This is a genomic window from Streptomyces sp. NPDC058145 (genome assembly GCF_042884245.1).
In the GTDB taxonomy this organism is placed as follows: Bacteria; Actinomycetota; Actinomycetes; order Streptomycetales; family Streptomycetaceae; genus Streptomyces.
Genome location: NZ_JBHVUH010000002.1, coordinates 500,555 through 516,384 on the forward strand (window position 1 = coordinate 500,555; position 15,830 = coordinate 516,384).

The 15,830-nt window shown below is 69.7% G+C and carries 18 protein-coding genes; 10 read left to right on the forward strand and 8 right to left on the reverse strand.

Annotated elements, in window-relative coordinates; genetic code table 11:
- Nucleotides 1-399: a VOC family protein gene (locus tag ACFVVO_RS06090; protein ID WP_390052099.1), complete on the forward strand. Its 399-nt coding sequence runs from the start codon at nucleotides 1-3 to the stop codon at nucleotides 397-399.
- Between the two features lie 222 nt (nucleotides 400-621).
- Here ACFVVO_RS06090 and ACFVVO_RS06095 read toward each other — a convergent pair whose 3' ends face one another.
- Nucleotides 622-1,059, reverse strand: a complete 438-nt coding sequence (locus ACFVVO_RS06095; RefSeq protein WP_390052101.1) for a hypothetical protein — start codon at nucleotides 1,057-1,059, stop codon at nucleotides 622-624.
- A 242-nt stretch (nucleotides 1,060-1,301) separates the two neighbouring features.
- Nucleotides 1,302-1,493 (reverse strand): hypothetical protein, encoded by a 192-nt coding sequence (locus ACFVVO_RS06100; RefSeq protein WP_390052103.1) that lies wholly within the window; start codon nucleotides 1,491-1,493, stop codon nucleotides 1,302-1,304.
- 400 nt (nucleotides 1,494-1,893) lie between these two features.
- On the opposite strand from ACFVVO_RS06100, the gene ACFVVO_RS06105 reads away from it, so the two are divergent.
- The 4 genes from ACFVVO_RS06105 (at nucleotide 1,894) to ACFVVO_RS06120 (ending at nucleotide 5,370) form a co-directional block, all read left to right on the forward strand.
- The gene (locus tag ACFVVO_RS06105) at nucleotides 1,894-2,289 is read left to right on the forward strand and encodes a hypothetical protein (protein WP_390052105.1); all 396 of its coding nucleotides are present in this window, start codon (nucleotides 1,894-1,896) and stop codon (nucleotides 2,287-2,289) included.
- Nucleotides 2,190-3,440, forward strand: coding sequence for a protein kinase (locus ACFVVO_RS06110; RefSeq protein WP_390052362.1), 1,251 nt, complete (start codon nucleotides 2,190-2,192; stop codon nucleotides 3,438-3,440). Before ACFVVO_RS06105 ends, ACFVVO_RS06110 begins: the two co-directional genes overlap by 100 nt.
- 286 nt (nucleotides 3,441-3,726) lie before the next feature.
- The gene (locus ACFVVO_RS06115; protein ID WP_390052107.1) at nucleotides 3,727-3,936 is read left to right on the forward strand and encodes a hypothetical protein; all 210 of its coding nucleotides are present in this window, start codon (nucleotides 3,727-3,729) and stop codon (nucleotides 3,934-3,936) included.
- Nucleotides 3,937-4,188: 252 nt separating this feature from the next.
- Nucleotides 4,189-5,370 carry an ROK family protein gene (locus ACFVVO_RS06120; protein ID WP_390052109.1) on the forward strand — a complete coding sequence of 394 codons (1,182 nt, stop codon included), beginning with the start codon at nucleotides 4,189-4,191 and terminating at the stop codon, nucleotides 5,368-5,370.
- A 9-nt stretch (nucleotides 5,371-5,379) separates the two neighbouring features.
- Here the strand turns inward: ACFVVO_RS06120 and ACFVVO_RS06125 are convergent, their stop codons facing one another.
- The 5 genes from ACFVVO_RS06125 to ACFVVO_RS06145 form a co-directional block, all read right to left on the reverse strand.
- Nucleotides 5,380-5,814 (reverse strand): septal ring lytic transglycosylase RlpA family protein, encoded by a 435-nt coding sequence (locus tag ACFVVO_RS06125; RefSeq protein ID WP_390052111.1) that lies wholly within the window; start codon nucleotides 5,812-5,814, stop codon nucleotides 5,380-5,382.
- A gap of 59 nt (nucleotides 5,815-5,873) precedes the next feature.
- Entirely contained in the window at nucleotides 5,874-6,743 is an 870-nt protein-coding gene (locus ACFVVO_RS06130; RefSeq protein ID WP_390052113.1) for a glycoside hydrolase family protein, read from the reverse strand.
- Nucleotides 6,744-6,757: 14 nt separating this feature from the next.
- The gene (locus ACFVVO_RS06135) at nucleotides 6,758-7,477 is read right to left on the reverse strand and encodes a chitinase (RefSeq protein ID WP_390052114.1); all 720 of its coding nucleotides are present in this window, start codon (nucleotides 7,475-7,477) and stop codon (nucleotides 6,758-6,760) included.
- Nucleotides 7,478-7,505: 28 nt separating this feature from the next.
- Complete coding sequence (locus ACFVVO_RS06140) at nucleotides 7,506-8,711, reverse strand: beta-1,3-glucanase family protein (protein ID WP_390052116.1); 1,206 nt, start codon at nucleotides 8,709-8,711, stop codon at nucleotides 7,506-7,508.
- 90 nt (nucleotides 8,712-8,801) lie between these two features.
- Entirely contained in the window at nucleotides 8,802-10,340 is a 1,539-nt protein-coding gene (locus tag ACFVVO_RS06145; protein ID WP_390052118.1) for a sulfatase, read from the reverse strand.
- A 213-nt stretch (nucleotides 10,341-10,553) separates the two neighbouring features.
- Between ACFVVO_RS06145 and ACFVVO_RS06150 the strand changes: the two genes are divergently transcribed.
- The 3 genes from ACFVVO_RS06150 to ACFVVO_RS06160 all read left to right on the forward strand — a co-directional run bounded on the left by ACFVVO_RS06150 (nucleotide 10,554) and on the right by ACFVVO_RS06160 (nucleotide 13,706).
- On the forward strand, nucleotides 10,554-11,273 hold the full coding sequence (locus tag ACFVVO_RS06150) for a response regulator transcription factor (protein ID WP_390052120.1): 720 nt from the start codon (nucleotides 10,554-10,556) through the stop codon (nucleotides 11,271-11,273).
- A complete protein-coding gene (locus ACFVVO_RS06155) occupies nucleotides 11,270-12,781 on the forward strand; it encodes a sensor histidine kinase (RefSeq protein ID WP_390052122.1) in 1,512 nt (503 codons plus the stop codon). Before ACFVVO_RS06150 ends, ACFVVO_RS06155 begins: the two co-directional genes overlap by 4 nt.
- A 382-nt stretch (nucleotides 12,782-13,163) precedes the next feature.
- Nucleotides 13,164-13,706, forward strand: a complete 543-nt coding sequence (locus ACFVVO_RS06160) for a hypothetical protein (protein ID WP_390052124.1) — start codon at nucleotides 13,164-13,166, stop codon at nucleotides 13,704-13,706.
- Here ACFVVO_RS06160 and ACFVVO_RS06165 read toward each other — a convergent pair.
- On the reverse strand, nucleotides 13,672-14,283 hold the full coding sequence (locus tag ACFVVO_RS06165) for a TetR family transcriptional regulator (RefSeq protein WP_390052126.1): 612 nt from the start codon (nucleotides 14,281-14,283) through the stop codon (nucleotides 13,672-13,674). The two genes, ACFVVO_RS06160 and ACFVVO_RS06165, sit on opposite strands and share 35 nt — an antisense overlap.
- A 103-nt stretch (nucleotides 14,284-14,386) precedes the next feature.
- Between ACFVVO_RS06165 and ACFVVO_RS06170 the strand changes: the two genes are divergently transcribed.
- Together ACFVVO_RS06170 and ACFVVO_RS06175 are read left to right on the forward strand one after the other, a co-directional pair.
- A complete protein-coding gene (locus tag ACFVVO_RS06170) occupies nucleotides 14,387-15,043 on the forward strand; it encodes a hemerythrin domain-containing protein (protein ID WP_390052128.1) in 657 nt (218 codons plus the stop codon).
- Nucleotides 15,040-15,726, forward strand: a complete 687-nt coding sequence (locus tag ACFVVO_RS06175) for an SDR family oxidoreductase (protein ID WP_390052130.1) — start codon at nucleotides 15,040-15,042, stop codon at nucleotides 15,724-15,726. The genes ACFVVO_RS06170 and ACFVVO_RS06175 overlap by 4 nt, the downstream gene beginning before the upstream one ends.
- The last annotated feature ends 104 nt before the right edge of the window (nucleotides 15,727-15,830 follow it).

The window sequence follows — 15,830 nt, forward strand, 5'->3', positions numbered from 1 at the left end:
ATGGACTTCGTCTCGATCCGCATCATCACCGGCGACATCACGCGCCTCGTCGAGTTCTACGAGCGGGCCACCGGGGTGCGGGCGACATGGGCGACGGACGACTTCGCCGAACTCAGGACCCCGCACGGCACCCTCGCGATCGCCGGCACCCGCACCGTCCCGTTGTTCGCCCCGGGCTCGGCCCGTCCAGCGGACAACCACAGCGTCATCACCGAGTTCCTCGTCGACGACGTGGACCGCGTGTACCGGGACCTGGCCGGCTACGTCACCGACTTCGTCAACGAGCCCACCACGATGCCCTGGGGCAATCGGTCACTGCTGTTCCGCGACCCCGACGGCAACCTCGTCAACTTCTTCACACCTGTCACCCCGACGGCCGCCGCGAAGTTCGCACGCTGACGTCACGCAGAGCGGCCCGCCCGGGAGCCCCGGATCCTGCGGTGCTGTGGCACGTCCGGCGAAATGTCTGCAGTGAGCGACGGCGACGGGGCGGTGGGGCCATCATCGAAGCGTCGACGGCCGCAGGGGCTCGGCGGCACGGGGAGGGCTTGTGGGTCCATCGCGCTCTCCCCCCGAGTCCTCCACTCCCCCACCGGAACGTTACCCGGTCCACCGGTGCAATCAACCGGTGCTGGGTGGACGGGCGTTGGCGTACCGCTCGTGGGGCGGAGCGTTTCGAGTCCGCTGATCAAGGTGGGAGGCCGCGCCTTCGGGCAGGACCAGAGCGGCCTGCCCGCCCTCTTCGCGGGGCGTTCGGCGCCGCTGGGAGCGGGCGACGAGGGCACGACGGCCGAGGCCGGCACACCCGGCCCGGTGACCGAGGCCCGCGCGGGCCTCGACGACCGCCTCCAGCGGTGCCTGACCGGACGGGGCATCACCGATCTGGAGCGGGTCGTTCTGCTGGGCGGCCACCCGGTGGACCTGCTGTTCACCGACGCCGGCGCGAACACGGCGGTGCTGATCGACCCCGGCCGAGGGCCCGGAGCGGACCCCGCGCGGCACCTTCGACTGACCCACACGCGAGGCGACCTGATCACCGGACTGCCCTCCGGAGGCCATGGGGCCAAACCCTGCCCCGTGAGCCGTACGGTGCGGGTGCCCGCCCGGCGGATCATCGCGGGCGAGCCCGAACAGCCGGGCCCGGCGGCCCGCTCAGCCGCCGGGCAGACTCCGCGGCACGTACGTCACGTGCTGGAGGCTCCCCGACCGCAGCCAATCCGTCGGCCCGCCCACACTCTCGCTCGTCGAGAGCGGACCGTGTGCGCAGTCACTCAGCTATTCAGCACCGACAACCACCTCCCTCAACGATGCGCCGACCCGTCTACGAGAATCAGGCTCTTCCGATAGACGACGAAATCACATGTGGTGGCGAGATGCGGTGCAAGTTCCGGATAGAGATCATCGATCGACCCCGTGCTGGTGACCTCATAGCCGATGCGCGTGCACCACTCGTCAAGAAAGACCTCGGACGGGTGCGACCATTCGCGGGGCACGAGCAATTCCAGTTGCAGTTAGGCAATGTCGAGTCGACCTTCGCCACTCATGCCGCTCCGCTCCCCGTGTGTCTTCTCTGCGCCTTGCACGACACCGCGAGGCAGAGCCCGTCCGTCGTCACTCGTCACCCCACAGCCGGATCAATTGATCCCGGTTGCCCGGAAATTTGTCCCCAGATCGCTCGCGAGGGTGTATCGGTGAGTTATTCCTCGCGGCGGAGCATTTAATCCGGCCCTACGGGCCTTGCTGTCGCGTCGCCCAGGGTTCTAACCTCTGGCAACGACGCACGGCGAACGAGCGCCGAGTGCCGGGTGAATCCGCATCGGAAATCGCGCTCGTAGCGTTCTTCCGAAACCGTGGCAACTGCCGTGTCACCTCCCGAAGGAAATGTGAGAGCACGTGATGTCCGGAGACGGCGACCACGAGGTGGCTACGCGTGCGGAACGGGTGATCGCCGGACGGTATCTGCTGCACGACGTCCTCGGCAGTGGCGGCATGGGCACGGTCTGGCGCGCCCACGACCAACTGCTGGACCGGCCGGTCGCCGCCAAGGAACTGCACATCCTCGCCAACGGCGACGAGGACCACCGCGTACGGGTACGGCGTGCCGTCCGCGAGGCCCGCGCGGTCGCCCGGTACCGCATCCCCACGTGGTGGGAGTTCACGACCTGGTCGAGTCCGAGGACCGGCTGTGGATCGTCATGGAACTCGTCGAGGGGTCCTCACTGGCACATCGGATCACCGAGGCCGGACCGCTCACCCCGCAGCGGACCGCCGCCGCCGGCCTGCAACTGATCGACGCGCTGGATGCCGTCCACGCGGTCGGGACCCTGCACAGGGACGTCAAGCCCGCCAACGTGCTGCTGCGCCGAGACGGCAGCGCCGTCCTCACCGACTTCGGCATCGCGGCCCTCGACGACGGCGAGTTCCTGACGACCACCGGTGAACTGATCGGCTCCGTAGAGTTCATGGCACCGGAACGCGTGACGGGAGCGGAGGTCGGGCCGGCCTCCGACCTGTGGTCGCTCGGCGCGACCCTTGCCACGGTGTGCGGAGGCCAGTCCCCGTTCCGCAGGCCGGGAGCGCCCGCGACCATGCACGCTGTGGTGTACGAGGAACCCGCCGTGTCGGAGCGACTCGGTCCGCTGCGCCCGGTCGTCGAAGCGCTGCTGCGCAAGTCCCCGAGCGAGCGCCCCTCAGCGGCCACCGTGCGTTCCGCGCTGCGGGGCGTGGTGGCAGGCGGGCCGGACGCCGGGGTGATGCCGTCGGCCACCGTACGTGAGTTCCGGCCTGCGGCCCCACTGTCCGACGCCAACACGATCACCGGCAGCCGGACATGGCTCGCACCTGCCGGGGAGTCCGTGCCGACGGGGCGGCGCACCACGTCGTCCGAACCTCCGCAGCCGCAAGGGCGGTCGCGCCGCCCTGCGAGACCGAAGCCGCCGTGGTGGGCGCTGGCCGGAACGGCCATGCTGGCGGCGGGAGTTGCGGGCGGTCTCGTCCTCACCGGGACTCTGCCGCTCAAGGACCGTCCGAAAACGGCGACGACCCGTCAGGTCGTCCAGTCGACGGCCGGTTGGCAGCCGGTCACCGGAGTGTCCGTCCTGCGCGGTGACCGGATCACCGTGCAGTTCGTCTCCGGCGAATGGACCTCCAGCTACCGCAAGTTGCCCATGGCCGGGCCGGCCGGCTACGACGCGGACACCGACAGCTTGCCGGACGGGGTGAAGGCCTGCAAGGTCAAGGGCGCGGCACCGTTCGCCGCCCTGCTGGCGCGACTTGTGGGTGACCAGAACTTCCCGGTGCACGCCGTCGGGCGGAGACTGACCTTCCGGGCGACCGGGAACGCCACACTCCAACTGGGCATCAACGACACCGCAGGTGTCTGCTCCCAGGACAACAGGGGAACCCTGACCGTGCAGGTGAGCGTCACGCGTCAGCCTTGACAGGCTGCCTGCCCTGAGCAACGGCCCCGTCGTCAGCGTGCGTTGCGCTCAAGTCGGACATCCACCCGGCGGAGCCCAGCGCCGGGCGACGTGGGCCCTCGCACGCATGCGTAGGCATCCGGGCCTCTGGAGCGTGGGCCGACGCGGCGGAGGCCGAGGGGATCGATACCGGTGGCTCCGATCGTGTCGTCACCATGGTGGGCTGGGCCGCTGCCGTGGGCGCTCCGTTCTTCGCCCCCGTGACACGGGCCATCGACCGCATGGACGAGCCTGAGGTGGGAGGCTCGTGGCTCCGCTGACCGAATATCTGGAGCCGGCGGAACTCGTCGAGCGCGCGCTGAGCGATGCCGGACGCGTGGAGGTGCGCTCGGAGAGCGTAGGGGTCGAGTTCGCCGTCCCCGGCGCCGAGATCTTCCTGGACGAGTTCGATCCGGTCCTCCGCATCTTTACCCCAGTACCGCACCGCGATCTCCCAGGACGGCAATCGTCTCCGTGAGCTCCTGGCCGAGGAAGTGCGACTGATCACGGAGACGGGAGCACCTCCGGTGCGGGGCAACGCCGCCCACGCCCGAATACATTCCCTCTGAGTGGTGGGCGGTCGCATCACCCATGTCGTACCCGACCTGCCGCCGCATCGCAGGCCCACAGAGTTCCCACAAAGACGCCCCCTAACTTCTCGCGCCACAGGTGGCGGATCAACTCCGCCCTGTCACGTGACAGCTGCACTGAAAGAGGGGGAGCCTTCGCCATGCTGACCGAGCCGACACCGGCCTCCACCGCGCACGAGGCCCTGGTACTGCGCCTGCTGCGCGAGCACGGCCCGCTGACCCGACGAGAGTTAGGGCCCCTGAGCGGCCTGTCCCGCACCACACTCTACGACGCTGTCGGAGCGCTCATGGACAACGGCACCGTCCTCGCCTCGGTACCGGAGGTGGCCCGGCGCAGGCGGGGCCGGCCGGCGGAGGTGCTGACCCTGAACCCCGGGGCAGGCCGGCTGCTCGGTATCGAGTTCGCGCGCCGGGCGGTGCGGGTGGCCGCGATGGACGCGACGCACGCGATAGCCGGCACGACCGGCGAACCGCACGGTCCCGACACCCCGTGGCAGACCCGCATCGACCTCGCGTGGCGGCTGGCGGACCGGCTGACGGGCGGAACGCTGCGGCCGGGCGCCCTGAACGGCATCGGCATCGGCGTGATCGGGCCGGTCGGACCGTCGGGGCACGGGCCACTGTGGTCTCCTCGGCATGACGTCGTGGTGGCGCGCGTGCGCGAACGCTTCGGCGCACCGGCGCTGATCGACGACAACACCCGGCTGGCCACCCTGGCCGAGACGGTCTGGGGAGCCGCCACGGGCGAACGGAACGTGCTGTATCTGCGGTTGTCGCACTACGTCGGCGGCGGACTGGTGATGGCCGGCGCCCTGCACCGCGGCGCCGACGGCCGCTCCGGAATGTTCGGCCACATCAGCGTGGACCCCGACGGCGCGCCCTGCGAGTGCGGCGCGGTCGGATGCCTGGAGACCGTGGCGTCGGTCGGGGCGGTACTCGACGCCTGCCGAACCGCGGGATGTGCGGTGGCGGACGTGTCGGAGCTGGTGACCGCGCTGGAGTCCGGCGACGAGATCGCGCATGCGGTGTTGTCGCAGGTGGGCGCGCAGGTCGGGAGGGTGCTGGCCGATGTGAGCCATGCCGTCGGACCGGACGTGATCGTCATCGGCGGTGAGTTGGTCGACGCCGGTCGGGCCCTGATGGCGCCGATCGAGCGCGTGCTCGACACGCGTATCGCCCGCGGCTCGTACGGGGTGCCTCGCGTGATTCCGGCCGGACTCGGCGACCGCGGCACCGCCCTCGGCGCCATCGCCCTGCTCCGGTGGCACACGGATCGTGAAACGCCCGGGCTGCGGGGGACAGCCCGGGCGCTCATGCCGTGAACCGGGTGGCTAGTGCAGGACCTTCTGCCGGACAACAATGTGACCGGCGTCGGGGTCGAGGCTCCCGCCGAGCCTGCGGAAGGCGCCGTCGGTCAGGTCCAGGCACTTGGGTTCCTGCTTCGTGTGCTTGAACGTGCCACGGTCGTTGATGCGTACGACCAGGGACTTGCCGTTCGCCACGTTGGTGACCTTCAACCTGGTGCCGAAGGGCAGCTGGTGCTTGCGCGTCAGCGAAGTCGCCGCGGTGTTCTTGCTGTTGTCGAAGATGTCGCCGTTCGACGTGGTGCTGCCGGGAGGTACCGGGCCGTAGTGCGTCGCCCAGCACTTCGGCCTGTGGGCCTGTGCGGAGTCGGTCGCGGCGGAACTCGCCGGAGCGAGGGCGACGACCACGGTCAGTGCGGCTGTTCCGGCCGCGAGGCAGGCGTGCAGGATCCGCTTGCTCATGTCGTGAGCCTCGTTTCTCTTCTCTTGTCGTTGGATCGAAAGGGCGGCAGAGGGTCTTTTCAGCCCGCCGCCCGATATGCGGCGCCCACCCGGTTGGCCTTCGGACCGTGGTACAGGCCGGTGCCGTCGCCGCGGTTCGTGGAGAGGGTGAACCACGCGTAGCGCCGGACGTAGGACAGGTGCTGGAGCATGGCCGTCGACTTCTTCACGAAGGCGGCCTGTTGCTCCTTGGTCGGATAGCGCGGGGTGCCGGACGAGAAGTCGGTCAGGGCGTATTCGGTGAGCCAGATCGGCTTCTTGTAACGCTTGTGCACGGCCTCGATGTAGCCACGCAACTGCCCTGTCGCCCGTCGGGAGTCGAAGTCGGCGCCGTACCAGTGCAGGGGAATGAAGTCGACCCGGTAGTGGCGGGCGGCGGCGCCCTTCATGAACCGGTCCAGCCAGCCGCCGGCGACATCGCCGCCGGTGGCCACGGCGGGAGCGCCGAGGCGCAGACCGGTCGACTGGAGCCGGGGCCACAGGTCGAGTGCCTGGTCGACGGTCATGTCCGCCTGGTCCGGCCTGTCGGGTTCGTTGAAGCCGAGCAGGGTACTGCCCTGCTTCTTCGCCTGGCCGAGCTCCTTCTTGGTCACCGAGCCCTTGTCATGGATCATGGGCACGAACTCGACGCCCCGCGGCGGCTTGATGCCGCCCTTGCCCGAGGACCAGGTGTAGAACCACCCGACGTTCGAGTTCGCGAGCGCCTTGGTGACGCCGTCGAACTTCCAGGCGCTGATGCCCTTCTTCTTCGCCGCGGAGGCGGCGGAGGCCGTGGAGGCGGCGGCGGAATGGCCGCCCGCCGCGAACGCGGTGGGCGTTGTGCCCTGGCTGCCGGCCGCGAGTACGGCCGAGAGCAGTAACGGCAGGGCGAGGACGCGTATGTGCGGCATGACGTCCCCCGCCGTCAGCAGCTGAGGTGCCGGCCGGTGCCGACGTGGAGCATCTTGGTGAACTTCTTGTACTTCGCGATCCGGTCCCGCATCTCGGCCGTGTTGCTGCCGTTGCATTCGAGGCTGCCGTTGATGCTGCGGATGGTCTCGCCGAAGCCGCCGCTCCCTGCCATCGCGTGGTGGGGCGTCATGGTGCCGGGGCCGGATTGGGTCATCCAGTACCAGAGCGCGAGCTTCCAGGTCACGACGGAGTTCTTCGCCGCGAGGTTCGGGTGGTGCAGCAGGTCGACGTGGAACTTGTCACCGGCGGCCTTGTAGTTGTAGTTCCAGCTGATCTGGAGCGGGCCGCGGCCGTGGTAGGCGGACTGGCCGGCGGGACAGCCGTACGGCTCCGGCTGGCAGTACGTCGGCCAGTTGGCCTTGTTCTGCTCGTTGATGTAGATCAGCCCGCTGGTCTCGTGGCTGACGTTCGCGAGGAACGCGGCGGCCTCACGCTTCCTGGTCCCGGCGTCGCCGGTGTTCGCGAAGGCCGGGAACGCCTTCATCGCCTTGACCAGGCCCTGGTAGGTATAGAGCTTCTTGTGGTGCGGGAACATCTTGTTGTACTGCGCCTTGCTGACGACGAATCCGCCCCGCTGTTCCGCGGCGGACGCCGTGTTGACGCTGAGACCGATCGCGGAGCTCGTGATCAGTACGGCCGTGAGAACGGCCTGGACGGTGCGTGGCTTGCGCATGCGGCAACTCCTTGCGGTGGCGGTCGGTTCAGAACGGGGTCAGCGTCAGGTGCATGTGCTGGGGCCTCGGGTCCTCGATGTAGGAGGCCCAGTCGGCCACGTCGTCGAAGGCGAAGCCGTAGGCCTTGCCGTTGGTGGTCGCGGCGTGGATGGCCTTGGCGTAGTGGTTGGTGACGGCGGTGCCGTAGAAGGCCGAGGCGTGGGTGGTGGGCTGCTTGTGGTGGCTCAGCAGCGTCGAGCGGTTGAATCCGGCGCCGAGGGCGGCGGCGACGGGGCCGGTGGTCCCGTCGTTGGGGGCGGCGAGCGCCCCGTCGCAGAAGAGCACGTCACGGGTGGAGGGCTTGGCGAATGACACCTGCGCCGGGCCGGAGAAGGTGAGCCGCTGGTCCCTGACCCGGCCGGTGAAGGTGCCCGCGTTCGTCCTGACGACGAGGTTCTTGTCGCGGTAGGTCTGCCAGACCTTGTCGATGTAGTGGTCGAAGTAGTGCTGGGGGAACAGACCGGCGTCGAGGCCGTGGCTCGGGGCGATGATGCGCCGGTTCCCGATGACGAGCCGTGAGAAGTCCGGGTGGTTCCGCAGGGCGTGGAAGACCTGTGCGCGGCCGCCGGCGCGCAGCCGGCCGGTGCTGTGGTTCTTCGCTCCGTTCAGACCGATCATCATCGGAACGCTGAACATGTCCACCATCGTGGTGTTGCAGTGCATGCCGGCCGCGTCGTGGGTGAACTCCACGAAGTCGTGCAGCACCGGGTGGTTGGGGTCGGACTCCACCCAGCCGGCCGGCTGCTGCAGGCCGATCCTGCCGTCGGCGCCCCGGACGGCCTTGAACTTCAGCTTGTGGCCCAGCGCCACGTAGATGCGTCCGGACATGCGCGGCAGCCGCAGCCTGGTCGCGCCGCGGGCGGTCAGCGGGATGGCGTAGTCGGTGAAACCGCCCGCGTGGTTGTCGGAGAGTTTGACGGGGGCCAGGGTGCCGCGCCGGGTGACCCGCACCTGCCGGTCTCCCTTGCTGCCCACGATGTACAGGTGAATCGCTTGGTTGGCGAACGTGCCGCTGCTGTTGACGACCGTGAGCGGCAGCCCGCCGCGCGCCGCCTCGGCGGCCGGCTCGGCACTGTCGGAGTCGGCGAAGGCTCGCGGGGCGCCGGACACGAGCGCGGATCCGGCGACGGCGGCCCCTGCGATCGAGGCCAGCGCCCTTCGGCGGCTGGGTGGTTGGGCATCGGACGAGAACATGCGGAAGAACCTCTTTCCGGTGCTGTGCATGACGGAAAACGGGCCGGAGGGGGTGAACAGGCTTGTGTACGGGACCTGTTGGCTTGCGAGCTACGGGTGTCCGGCGCTCCAGCAGCCGTCGCCCTGGCAGCTCTTCAGGCGGGTCAGCGCGGTGTGCAGCTTCGCGAGGCGGGCCCGGCTCAGCCGTCCGGCGATGTTGTGCAGCTCGTCGGGGTCGGTGCGCAGGTTGTAGTACTCCTTGGCGCCGCTGTCGTACTCGACGTAGGTGTAGGAGTTGGTGCGCATGGCGTGGTAGTTGGGCGGGCTGATGCTCTCGCTGCCGTGGTTGTCGGGGTCGTCGGGAGCCTGCTGGGCGTGGCGGTGCTCGATCAGGTTGGCCGTGCGCCAGCCCGCGGCCGATCCGCCGTCCAGGAGCGGGAGCATGCTGTGCCCGTCCACCCGGGACGACACGGCGGCGCCGCCGATCTTCTCGAAGGTGGGCGCGAAGTCGATGTTCGACACCTGGGCGTGGCTCGTCCGGCCGGCCGCGACACCGGGGCCGGCGATCACCAGCGGCACGCGCACGTCGGTGTCGAAGGCCGTCTGCTTCCCGGCCTTGAGGCGGTACTCACCCAGGTGGAAGCCGTTGTCGGAGCTGAAGACGACATAGGTCTTGTCCGCGACGTGTGCCCTGGTCAGGGTCTGGCGGAGCTTGCCGAGCATCTTGTCGACGGCCTGGAGCGACTGTGCGCGCTTGCGGAACTTCTTGTCGATCGTGTTCTTCTCGCTCCGGGTCAACGGATTCTGCCGGGCCAGCCACGGCGGCGCGTTGGTCGGGAGCTTGTCGAAGGCGGGCCCCTGCGGCGCCTTCAGCCCGGGGAAGTCCTTCTTGTCCCGGCGGGCCGGCCTGGAGGGGCCGTGCGGCGTGAAGAGGGCGACCTCCAGCATGAACGGCTTGTTCGCCGCCGCGGACTTCTTGATGAACGACTGCCCCTTCTTGCTGAGGACGTCGGTCAGATAGTCCTTGTTCTTCTTCCCGTGCGGTTCCATCGTGTGATTGTGGGCGAGCTTGTAGTTGTACTCCGGGTAGCCGTTGCCGACGACGTCCCACTGGCTCCAGCCCTGCGGCACGTACGGCTGCTGGCCGTCGACGGTGGACCTGGGGTCGTAACCGTTGAGGTACTTGCCCATCATCGCGGTGCGGTAGCCCTTGGCCTTCAGCGCCGCGGCGAAGGTGTCCTTCTCCAGCCCGTTGTCGTGGAAGGCCTTGAAGCCGCCGTTGGGTCCCTCGTTGCCGAGGACGCCGGTGTTGTGCGGGTACTCACCGGTGAGGATGGACGAACGGGACGGGCAGCAGAGCGAGTTGCTGACCACGAAATCGCCGAACGACGTGCCCTGCGACTGGAGCTTCTGCACCTGGGGCATGTACGGCAGCAGATTCGAGGACATGTCGTCGGTGAGGACGAAGACGATGTTCGGTTTGCTCGCGGCCGCCGCAACGGATACGGATGCGGATGCGGATAGGGCCGGCTGCGTGACGGGCCGGGTGGGGACGGCGGCTGTCGCCGCCCCGCTCACTCCGCTCTGGACGGAGAAAGCCACTGCCACCAACCCGGCCGCCAGTGTCGGTAATTGACGAGTACGAATCATGCTCGGAGCGTTTCAGCGCGATTCCGGCCCGGTCAATATTTGTTCGTCTCTCGTCGAATTATTCCGAACCGGGGTCAATTAATCCGCGACGAGGCAAATTAATCCGCGAAGGCGGCAACTCACGGGCACCATTCCGTCCGAGGCTGTCGCATCATGTGATTTGATCGGTCTTCTTCCGGCAGATTCGTTCGACGCGGTGAAACCGAGGTGTGCATGGCAGGCAGGACCGGGCGGGTGCTGGTGATCGACGACGACGCGGCGATACGGCGGTCGCTCGCACGGGGTCTGCGGCTGAGCGGATTCACCGTGGACGTCGCGGACGGCGGTCGTACCGGTCTCGCGGAGGCCCGCGCCGGCCACCCCGACATCATCGTCCTGGACATCTCCATGCCCGACCTCAACGGCATCGACGTGTGCCAGGCCCTGCGCGACGACGGCGACGACGTACCCGTGCTGATGCTCTCCGCACTGGACGAGACGGCCGACCGGGTGGCGGGTCTGCAGGTGGGCGGGGACGACTACCTCGTCAAGCCGTTCGCGCTCCAGGAGTTGGTCCTGCGGCTGCACGCCCTGCTGCGGCGCCGCCCGCCGGCCGCCGGTGCCGCCACCGTCCGCATCGGCGGCCTCCTGCTCGACCCCGCCTCTCACCAGGCCGTTCTGGACGACCGGCCGCTGCAGCTGACCCGGCGCGAGTTCGCGCTGCTGGAGGTCCTGGCCCGCAACGCCGGCATCGTCCTCACCCGCGAGCAACTGCTGGACCTCGTATGGGGATACGACTTCCAGGTCCGCAGCGACGCCGTCGACACCTTCGTGAGCTATCTGCGACGCAAACTGGAGGCGGGCGACCGGCCCAGGATCCTGCACACCGTGCGTGGGGTCGGCTTCGTCCTGCGCACGGACCGCCGGCCGCCGCACAGCGAGGTCACGCCGTGAAACTGTCCACCCGGATCGCGCTCGCGGTCGGCGTGAGCGTGCCCGTGCTGGTCCTCGCCTCCGGCTGGCTGCTGCTGCACCTGGTCGGCAACGACCTGCGTACCCACCAGGACGACCAACTGCGCGCCCGCGCAACAATCGTGGCCAAGAACGCCAAGGCGTACCTGGACGTGGCCGGCACCGACCACCCGCTCCTGGAGCGGGTCCGCCGAGGCCGGCTGGTCAACTCCGCGCGGGACGTGGGCATCCGGCTGACCGGGCCGCAGGGCACGATCTCGGCGGGCCCGCAGCCCGATCCCTACCCCACACTGCCCCGCCAGGCCCCGGACCCCGTCAGCGTGACCTCCGGCGGCAAGGACTGGCTCGTCCTGTCGCTGCGCGTCGGTGCCGCGAAAGAGGGCACCACGCCGAACCTGTGGCTGCTGTCACCGGACACCGCCGAGGAAGAACTGGCTCTGGTACGCGGGCGGTTGCTGACCGGAGCACTGCTGGCCGCGGCACTCGCCGGAGCCGCCGCCTGGGCCATCGCCGCCAGAGCGGTGCTTCCGCTACGACGGCTGCAGCGGCGGACCAGCGGTCTCGACCCGCGGACCAGCAGCGTACGTCTGGAACACACGCCGACCCGGATCGCCGAGGTGGACGACCTCGCGCACACGGTGCAGACCGTGCTGGCCCGCTACGACGAGCAGGTGGCGCGCACCGGGGAGGCGCTGGCCACCGCCCGTGCGTTCGCCGCGACCGCCTCCCACGAACTGCGCACCCCGTTGATGAGCATGCGGACCAACCTCGACATCCTCACCGACCACCCCGGACTCGACCCCGAGGACCGGACGGAGGTCCTTGGGGAACTGGGTCGCGAGCACGCCCGACTGCTGGGTCTGCTGGTGATGCTGAAGGTGCTCGCGCAGGGCGACCTGATCGAGGCGGACGCGTTCACGTCGCTGGACCTCGCGGAGCTCGTGGAGGCGTCGGTCGCCGACCTGCGGCGCACCCGTCCCGACGCCGAAGTGTCCGTACGCGCGACCGCCGGAGTGCGCGTCCACGGCTGGGAGCAGGGGCTGCGCTCGGCGGTGGACAACCTGCTGGCCAACGCCTGGACCCACGGCCGCGCCGCCGACGGCGTCGCCCGTATCGAGGTGACCCTGCGTCCGCCGGGCGGTGGGCATCGGGCGACTGCCGTACTCGCCGTGGACGACCATGGCCCCGGCATTGCCCCGGAGTGCCGCGAGGACGTCTTCGAGCGCTTCCGCAGGGGCCCGGACAGCCCGGGCTCCGGCCTCGGCCTGACTCTGGTCGCCCAGCAGGTCGCCCTGCACCAGGGCCGGATCACCGTGTCGGACCGTCCTGACGGACGGCCCGGCACCCGCTTCGCGGTCAGCCTGCCGGCCACCGGCATCCAGGACGTGGAGCACACCCTGCCGCTGCTGCCCCGCGACTGGCTTACGGGCACGCCCGAGACGCTTTGGATTCGCCCGCATCCAGGTCCGTCGGGCGGCGCGCCAGGATGATTCCGCGAGGGTGGATATCCGCTCCTTGCAGCTGTCTCCGGTGTCCCCGGCATCGTCACGCACGGGACTCAGCGCTCTGTCCACCACCAGGCGACGGCGGGGATCGGAGGTGTGCTCGACCGGCCGTCGGAAGGAGTCCTCGCCCGCGGTGACATCACCGGCTCGACCGCTCGGCCATCGTGGTGGCGGGGCACCCGTACGCTCCATTCCAGGTTGCCCCGGATGAGATGGTCCAGTTGGCTCAGGTGGCGGCGCACCGGCGCGGTCGCGGTCGGCTCGATCTCCTCGCACAGGGTCAGGCAGCGGCACATCAGCCGGTCGTGCAGCGGAGGTGAAGCCTGCCCGCCGTCCTGGCAACGTCGCCGTCGAGGCGGCCCGAACGGTGTCCGGATCGCGTCAGACTCCGGCAGTCCGCGAGCTGCCAGGCCGGTGCGTCGCCGAGTGCGCCACCTCGGCCGACATCGCCCTGTTCGGCAAGTTCACCGACCGGCCCGGTCACGAGCGAAACCTGACCTGGCACTGGTTCACCTCCGCGCACTGGCGTTCCGTGCTGCGCTCGGCATCGCCGCAGGAGGAGGCGACCAGCCTGTCGTACGTGGCCGACCTGAGGGCCATCCTCGCCCAGCGCGGCCACGACCCCGCCGCCGCGACACTGGTGGCCGATCTGCGCGCGGCAAGTGCGGAGTTCGCCGGCATGTGGGACCGGCATCGGGTGTCGACGCTGCACTGCTCGACGACGTCCGTGTTCAACCGGCAGGTGGGTCGCCTCGATCTGGACTGTGTGGTCCTCGCCAGCCCACTGTCCCGGCAGCGGCTGCTCCTGCTGCGGCCCGTGCCGGGCACGCCGACCACGGACCGTTTGAACCGCCTCCGGCGGTTGATCGAGGAGCTCAGCCGAAGAGGAGGCCCCGCAGTATCCGTGTGAGGTGTTCGGTGAGCTGGTCGGACGGCATCGAAGCGAGAGGCTCGGTCCGTGCGATGTACCGGCTGAACGCCACCCCCATCATCTGCGCCCCCACGAGCGCCACGCGGGTGTCCAGGTCGTCGCCGGGGGCGACGGTCTCACCGGGTGACAGGACGGACCGGTAGACGGCGGTGCTGTGCTCCTGCATCGCGGACAGGAGGTCCGACGCGGCACGCTGGTCGGACGCGGCGCTGCGCAGCAGGGCGATCAGCGGATCGTTGACGGCGTCGGTCTCCAGCCGCCGTACGAAGGCACGGGCGATCCGGTCGGGCAGCGTGGCGGGGTCACCGGCCGCGACGTCCTCCAGGTCGCGATTGCCCGGCATCGCCGCGAGGAACAGCCTTTCCTTGGAGGCGAAGTGACGGGTGATCAGGCCGTGTGTGACGCCTGCCCGGCCGGCTATCTCACGGAGTGTCGTACGGGCGTATCCGCGCTCGGCGAAGGCTTGGCGAGCCGCCTCGATGATGGCCGCCCGGTTTCCCTCGGGATCCCTCCGGCGCCTGCGTGGCTGCTCGGAGACCGGCTCTGCGTCGTTCACGGCACCTCCTTCATGTGATCACTCTACGGCGGCGCGACACCTCGCCCGTCGCCACTGCTACGTTAGTATCCACTTGGATATCAACTAGGGGATGGATCCCATAGTGAGCGTTGAGACACCCGAAGGCGGCGCGGCGGTCGCCGAGACCCGCCTGCTGCACAAGATGCACAGGGCCGCGACGTCCCTGTTGGCGGAGGCGGCACGGCGGGACACCGCCCCCGCCACGGCCCTGGCGGAGTTGCGTGACTTTCTCGTCGCGGCGCTGCGGCACCACCACGAGAGCGAGGACGACGTGCTCTGGCCGCTACTGACCGCCGCGGACCCCGCGGCGGCGGCCGGGCCGACGGACCTGGCGGCCGAACACGACGCGCTGGACGCGGCACTGGACGCGCTGGCGGCCACTCCCGTGCGGGATGCCGACGAGCGGACGGCGCTCGCCGACGCGGCGGTGGCGGTACGCGACCTGGTACACGCCCACCTGGAGCACGAGGAGCCGGTGCTGTTTGCTGCGCTGACGGCACACATGTCCGACGAGGCCTGGGCGGAGTTCTCCCGCGCGGTCATCGCCTCGGCCCCGCCCGTGGGTGCCCACCTCAACATCGCCTTCTTCGAGCAGGTCGGTACTCCCGGCGAACTCGCGGTCGTCACCGGCAACCTGCCGGAAGCCGCCCAACACCTCGTCCCGGCCATGCGCGAGCAGGCCGAAGCCACCCTCAGCAGCCTCCAGGCCGCCGAACCCGGAAGGACCTTCACAGCATGACCAGCACACTCATCGTCGGCGGCAGCGGCGGACTGGGCGGCGTCATCGCGGAGCACTTCGCCGGCCGCGGCGACGACGTCATCGTCACCGCCAGGGACAAGGCGCGGGCCGAGGCCGTAGCGGCGCGCATCGGCGGCGGCACCCGCGGGCTCGCCCTCGACCTCGGCCGCCCCGAGACCATCGACGCCGCACTCGCGGATGTCACCCGGATCGACCATCTGGTGATCACCGCCGTGGGCCAAGCGGCAAACACACTCGCGGAGTTCAACATCACGGACGCGGTCTCCGCCGTGACCATGAAGCTCGTCGGCTACGCGGAGACCGTCCGCGTGCTGCGCGACCGGTTCACCCCGCAGGCGTCGGTCGTGCTCTTCGGGGGGCTGGCCAAGGAACGCCCGTACCCTGGCTCGACGATCGTCAGCACCTTCAACGCCGGGATCACCGGCCTGGTCAGGACGCTCGCGGTGGAGATCGCGCCGCACCGCGTCAACGCCCTGCACCCCGGTCTGATCGGCGACAGCCCCAAGTGGCGCGACGTCCCCAACCCACCGCACTCCGCCCAGACGCCGATCGGACGGCTGGTGACCATGGCCGAGATCGCCGACGCCACCGACTTCCTGCTCCGCAACACCGGTGTCAACGCCCACGACCTGCACATGGACGGCGGCCTGCTCGCCACCTGACGGCCCGGTGCCCACCGAGTGCCACATCCGCCGGTCCAGCATCGACATCCTGACGGCGACGACACGAACGTACGGACGGATGCGCGACATACAGCAGCCCCTCG